General features: G+C 62.5%; 4 protein-coding genes. 2 read left to right on the forward strand and 2 right to left on the reverse strand.

The features are described 5' to 3' along the window. Both AC3XYG_RS20450 and AC3XYG_RS20455 read right to left on the reverse strand, forming a co-directional pair. A partial coding sequence (locus AC3XYG_RS20450) for a catalase (RefSeq protein ID WP_489141711.1) occupies positions 1 to 1,451 on the reverse strand: 1,451 nt, incomplete at its 3' end. Positions 1,452 to 1,475: 24 nt separating this feature from the next. Then, the gene (locus AC3XYG_RS20455) at positions 1,476 to 2,360 is read right to left on the reverse strand and encodes an alpha/beta hydrolase (RefSeq protein WP_489141712.1); all 885 of its coding nucleotides are present in this window, start codon (positions 2,358 to 2,360) and stop codon (positions 1,476 to 1,478) included. Between the two features lie 1,541 nt (positions 2,361 to 3,901). Here AC3XYG_RS20455 and AC3XYG_RS20460 point away from each other — a divergent pair. Together AC3XYG_RS20460 and AC3XYG_RS20465 are read left to right on the forward strand one after the other, a co-directional pair. Continuing rightward, the gene (locus tag AC3XYG_RS20460; RefSeq protein WP_489141713.1) at positions 3,902 to 5,548 is read left to right on the forward strand and encodes an NAD-dependent malic enzyme; all 1,647 of its coding nucleotides are present in this window, start codon (positions 3,902 to 3,904) and stop codon (positions 5,546 to 5,548) included. Between the two features lie 2 nt (positions 5,549 to 5,550). Further along, positions 5,551 to 6,482: lyase family protein (locus AC3XYG_RS20465; RefSeq protein WP_489141714.1), on the forward strand; the 932-nt coding region annotated here is incomplete at its 3' end.

The raw sequence follows: 6,482 nt of genomic DNA on the forward strand, positions 1-6,482 counted from the left end.
ACACCGGCTTCGATGCGGCGACCGGTCTGCTCGTCGATGTTGCGCCAGTAAACGAAGGCGCGCATGAGCACCTCCTCGCTAACGCCGTCGCTCAAATGCCCGACGACGTTCTCGACCAGCCGCCCGCGGGCGGCATCGTCCATTACGTCGCGGACGAGCGCACCAGCCTGGCTCCAATCGTCATCGTCGGCGCGCAGAGTGTAAGCCGTACGGACCATTTCGCCGTCGGCCTGCCAAAGGCCGGCCTCGTGCTGTGACGGCTGCGCTGCCGGGCCGCCGTAGCTGTTGGGCGCATAGACCGGGTCGACCGCCTTCTTCATCCGCATCACGCCGGCCTGCGAGTAGCTGTGCACCGGAGCGACCGGCTGGTTGACCGGGATTTGCTTGTAGTTGACACCAAGGCGAGCACGATGCGCGTCGGAGTAGGAGAAGCCGCGCGCCAGCAGCATCTTATCGGGCGACAGACCGATGCCTGGCACCATGTTGTTCGGCTCGAAGGCGAGTTGCTCAATCTCAGTGTGGAAGTCGGTCGGATTTCGGGTCAGCGTCAACTTGCCGACCTCGTTCAGCGGGTAGTCAGCATGCGGCCAGATTTTGGTGAGGTCGAACGGGTTGATGCGGTAGGTCTTGGCGTCTTCGTACGGCATGATCTGCCAGTAGAGCGTCCAGCTCGGGTGATCTCCCCTGACAATCGCCTGGAACAGGTCGCGGCGGTGATAATCGCCATCCTTGCCGGCCATCTTGTCGGCATCGTCCTGCGTAAAATACGCGTTGCCGTCGCCAAGATCGGTGTGGAAGTGGAATTTTACCCAGAACTTCTCGCCCTCGGCGTTGACCAGCGAGTAAGTGTGGCTCGAATAGCCGTTCATCTCGCGCCAAGTCTTCGGTATCCCGCGATCGCCCATCAGGTAGGTGACCTGATGCGCGCTCTCGGGCGACAGCGTCCAGAAGTCCCACTGCATGTCGTGATCGCGCAGGCCGTTGTCTGCACGGCGCTTCTGCGAGCGGATAAAGTGCTGGAACTTCATCGGATCGCGCACGAAGAAAATCGGCGTGTTGTTGCCGACCATGTCGAAATTGCCCTCCTCAGTATAGAACTTCACCGAGAAGCCGCGCGGATCGCGCCAGGTGTCGGGGCTGCCGCGCTCGCCCGCGACAGTCGAAAAGCGCGCGGCGACATCGGTGCGCGTGCCCGGCTGGAAGACCTTGGCTTTGGTGTAGCGCGAGACATCGGCGGTGACCTCGAAATGACCGAAGGCGCCGCTGCCCTTGGCATGAGGCTGCCGCTCCGGGATCTGCTCCCGGTTGAAGTTTGCCATCTGCTCCAGGAGGTAATGGTCGTTCAGGACGATCGGCCCATCGCTGCCGACGCTCAGGGAGAATTCGTCGCTCTGAACGGGAATGCCCGCATCAGTCGTGGTGGGGGGAACGGACTGATAAGCCATGATCATCGACTTTCCGGTTAAGGGCTTCACCTACTCGAGCTTTTCAGCGTGAATTCGTCGTGCCCACGCCGCTACGCTCTGACGGGGTGGATCTTTGATCGCACCCCTCTCATTCAAGCTAGAACTCAGCGCCCCTGCGGCGGTTTCGATCACCCGAACAACCGTGTCCGGGTGAGACAGCATTACCGCGTGACTGCTCGCCTGCTCGACGATCTTCGCTTTGGCACGCTCCGCCATGAAGCGCTGGAGCACCGGCGGAACGATCTTATCCTCGGTCGTCATCAGATAATAGACAGGCTTCGACTTCCAGGCTGGCTTCGTGATTTTTCCACCGACCCCACCCACACCCCAAGGAACCTGGGAGTCAGCCATGAAACGCGTCAATTTCGGGTCGACGTCTCCAGCGAACGACATGGGCATCTTTGTCTTGTCGAGCGTGATAAAGCCTTCGACAGGCGGCAGCACGGGCGCCTTTGCTGTTCCCGGCGAAACGGGGCGGGACGACAGCGTTTTCGATGACTCGCCGGCATCCGGAGCGAAGGCGGCGACATAGACGAGGCTGCGAACCTTGGGATTGTTGCCAGCTTCCGTGATCACGGTGCCGCCATAGGAATGACCGACGAGGACGACGGGATGCTTCGCCTGCGCAATAGCGCGCCAGGTCACAGCAACGTCAGCTTCCAGCGTGACAGTCGGATTTTGAACCACGAGGACCTCGTAGCCATCTTGCTCGAGTGCATCATGAACGGCCTTCCAACCCGAGCCATCAACCCAGGCTCCGTGGACCAAAACCACGGAAACCGGCTTGTCGCCGCTTTGGGCAAACGCGGGTGAGCCGTATGCGAGCACAGCTGCGCCGAGGGCTATCAGAGCCCGTTTCACAGCCATGGTCTCCTTCTTTGAGGTTGCGGCCATGCGGTCACCGACTCCTACTTTATCAGGTGCAGACTTGATCTGGGACAATCGGAGTGGTCGAGGCCGATACACATGCTCCCGAAAAATAAGCTAGAGCGGCGCGGGTCATGCTGGGAGTGTGGCTCCAACTGTCGTGACGACCTGGATGAAGATGATGTCCGGTGTGTGGTCCAGGCCTAAGAAGTTCTTCGGCCAAAAGAAGTTCTCAGGATCATGCTCATGCTCATGCTCCACGCATGTAGTTATCCTCCGGCGCCTCAAGTACCTCCACAATCCCTCGATAAGTGGGCCACTTTTGCTCGGTAGTCGGCAGGCTTCCCTTTGACCAAGTCGATACGCGCCGTGGGCATGTCGAGTGTCCATCTGGTCATCAACGGGCACCATCAGGTGCTCTTCACCGGGCAAGAACTACGGCGTGGTCAGATGTTGAAACAGGCTTGTTGTGAACCTATCATTCCGACTCATAGGGACCGCTATTGAAGTTCCATGCCACGGTGTCCAATAGTTGACGACATTCGTCGGCTATTGCATCAATGATCACAGCCTATGATGTCCGGCTAGGGCAGTGGGGCACCCTTCGCGATATCGCCAAAGAGACTCGTCCGCGTTCCTCACCGGGTAGACGCCGCCGGTGTAACCGCGACGAAACGTTTCAATTGTAACGCAGTCCTGGGAGCCGAGCTCGGCGGGATCGGCAGCGGCTCGACTGAGGGCTTGCGGCGAGTTGCCGTCCACCATAGGGCGCAATCCTTGGCACCTCAGTGCCGCAAGGGTCTGGTCGCGGGCGACGACGCTCTCCTCCGCTCCCGCCCTTTCAAGCAGGGCCGCGGTCATACGACCCACGGCGGCCACAGAGCTGACCGAGCGCCGAGCGGGATATCCCACCGCGCTTCCAACTGGTCGCCAGGACGGCAGTCCCCGGCTTAGGCAAGGCATCGAATGCCCTCAGGCCTGGTTAGTCCGGAGAGGCGGTGTCCTCGGCGCGGCGCGGTGGCGCGCAGCCTACGAGGCGGTGCGGTTGCGGCCGATCTGGACGGCGGGCGTCACCAGCCACCGGCAGGGTCCGTCCGGGACCAGAACCGCATCTGTTCCCCGGGGCCACGCACGCAACAGAAGATCCTATTAGCCGGAGTGATAGGTTCACAACATCTCTTTTTGCCGCCTGCGAGCGGCTCAATATCCAGATTGTAAGAACTGACGAGCTGTCAGATCGAGAAGATGAGGAGACGACGATTGCGGGCCAGCGGGTAGGATGAAGTGTTCCAGTGACACTGGCTTTCCAGTTTTACTTGATATGGAGCGGTATGTGGACTGTTATTCAGTAAATACCGTCTTAAACGGAGATCTACCGTGCGCTATTCCCGCCGAACGCTGGGTCGCCCGATCCCAGACGGTCTGGATCAGGACCACTGCCCAGGTAGCCAGCTATCCCTTTTAAGCGAGCCCATAGAACAACATGGGCGAGCGGTTCTGGGGAAGTCTCACTTTCAGACCCCCGAAAGGGACACGGTCACCCGCAAATTTCTGGAAAAGGAGTTCACATGAACGCCGATCATGGTTTCGAGCACGCGGCCAAGGGCCGGAACATCCTCGAGGATCCGCGCACGAACAAGGGCACGGCCTTCACCCTTCAAGAGCGGGAGCGGTTCGGCCTGCAGGGCTTGCTGCCCCACGCAGTCGAAACCCTGGACCGCCAAGCGGAGAGGGCGCTCGGGCACCTCGACCAGAAGTCCTCGGGCCTGGAGCAGTACATCTACCTGACTGGCCTGCTCGACCGTAACGAGACGCTCTTCTATCGCGTGGTGATGAGCGACCCGGCGCGGTTTCTGCCTATTGTCTACGACCCGACCGTCGGCGAGGTCTGCCTCAAGTTCGGCCACATCTACCGGCGCTCGCGCGGGATGTACGTGTCGCACGACATGAAGGGCAGGGTGGCGGAGGTGCTCCGCAACTGGCCCGAGCGAGATGTTCGGTTCATCTGCGTGTCGACCGGCGGCCGCATCCTCGGCCTGGGCGACCTGGGCGCCAATGGCATGGGCATACCGATCGGCAAGCTGCAGCTCTACACGGCCTGCGCGGCCGTTCCGCCGGACTCGTGCCTGCCGGTGCTGCTGGACATCGGCACCAGCACGGCGGCGCTGCGTGCGGACCCGCTCTATCTCGGCCTGCGGCAGGCCCCTCCGCCGACCGAAGAGCTGGACGCATTCGTCGACGAGTTCGTCCAGGCGGTGCAGGAGGTGTTCCCCGGCTGCTGCATTCACTTCGAGGACTGGAAGGGCACGGACGCCATCCGCCTGCTGGCCAAGTACTCTGACAAAGTCCTCTGCTATAACGACGACATCCAGGGAACGGCCAGCGTCACGCTTGCCGGACTGACCACCGCGCTGGAGATCCTCGGCGCCAAGCTTACGGATCAGCGGGTGCTATTCCTGGGCGCCGGCTCGGCCGGCATCGGGATCGGCAACCTCATCGTCACCGCGATGCGAAGCAAGGGCCTATCCCAGGAGGACGCGGCAGCCCGCATCTCGCTATTCGATGCCGACGGGCTGGTCGAGCCCTCACGCAAAGACCTGTCGTCCTCGCAACAGGTCTACGCCCACAAGGCCGAGCCAACCAAGGACCTTACGAAGGCGATTGAGACGTTCAAGCCGACAGTCCTGATCGGCGTTAGCACCCAAGGCGGCGCCTTCAGCCAGCGCGTGGTCGAGGCGATGGCCAAGCTCAACGAGCGGCCCATCATCTTCGCGCTGTCCAACCCGACCGAGAAGGCAGAGTGCACCCCGGAGCAGGCTTACACCTGGACCAAGGGCAAGGCGCTCTACGCCGCCGGTGTGCAGTTCCCGGATGTGACGGTGGATGGGAAAACCTTCCATCCGGGGCAGGCGAACAACTTCTACATCTTTCCGGCGGTCGGACTGGCCACATTCGCGGTCCGCCCGACCCGCATCACCGACGAGTGCTTCATCGAGGCGGCCCAGGCCAGCGCCGACCAGGTTAGCCAGGAGATGCGCGACAAAGGGATGCTGTTCCCCAGCCAGGCCAACATCCTCGAGACGCAGGTCGCCACCGCGACCCGTGTTGCGGAATACATGTTCGATAACGGGTTGGCGACGGTCGAGCGCCCGCGCGAGATCCGGCCCTGGATCGAGGCCATGCTCTACAAGCCCGTCTACCGCGAGGAGGCCTGAGCATGGCCGCGCACACGGAAGCGGACGGCCAGGACGGGCGCGATATGAAGGACTTGCCTATCGGGCTCGACGCCAAGGGCGAGCGAACCGAAACCGACTCCATGGGCAGCGTGAAGGTGCCGGCTGACCGCTACTGGGGCGCCCAGACGCAGCGAAGCCTGATCCACTTTTCCATCGGTGACGACCGCATGCCCAAGGCGGTCTACCACGCCTACGGTTTGGTTAAAAAAGCGGCCGCCCTGGTGAACGAGGCGGACGGCCGCCTTGAGCCCTGGAAGGCTGCGGTGATCGCCCGGGTCGCCGACGAGGTTGTGGCGGGCGAACTCGACGCGCACTTCCCGCTGTTCGTCTGGCAGACCGGGTCCGGCACCCAGAGCAACATGAACGTCAACGAGGTGATCTCGAACCGGGCGATACAGCTGCTCGGCGGGGAGCTCGGCAGCAAGACGCCCGTGCACCCGAATGACGACGTGAACATGGGCCAGTCGTCCAACGACTCCTTCCCTACGGCGATGCACGTGGCGGCCGCCAAGGAACTCGACGAGCGCCTGCTCCCTCAGCTCGACGCGCTGGCGAAGGCGATCGAGGTGAAGTCGGCGGACTGGAAGGACGTGGTCAAGGTCGGCCGCACGCACCTCGAGGATGCCGTGCCGCTCACGGTAGGTCAGGAATGGTCGGGATACGCTCATCAGATCCGCGAAGCGATGGCCGAGGTGGCCCATGCCCGGACGGGGCTGATGGAGCTGGCGATCGGGGGCACTGCGGTGGGAACCGGGCTCAACGCACCGCCGGGCTTCAGCGTCAAGGTGGCGGCGAAGATCGCCGAGCTCACCGGGCGACCATACATTACCGCGCCCAACAAGTTCGCAGCCCAGGGGTCGCTCGACGCCATGGTGCGGGCGCACGCCGCGCTGCGGGGCGTCGCCGTGGCGCT

Source organism: Inquilinus sp. (assembly GCF_057815775.1).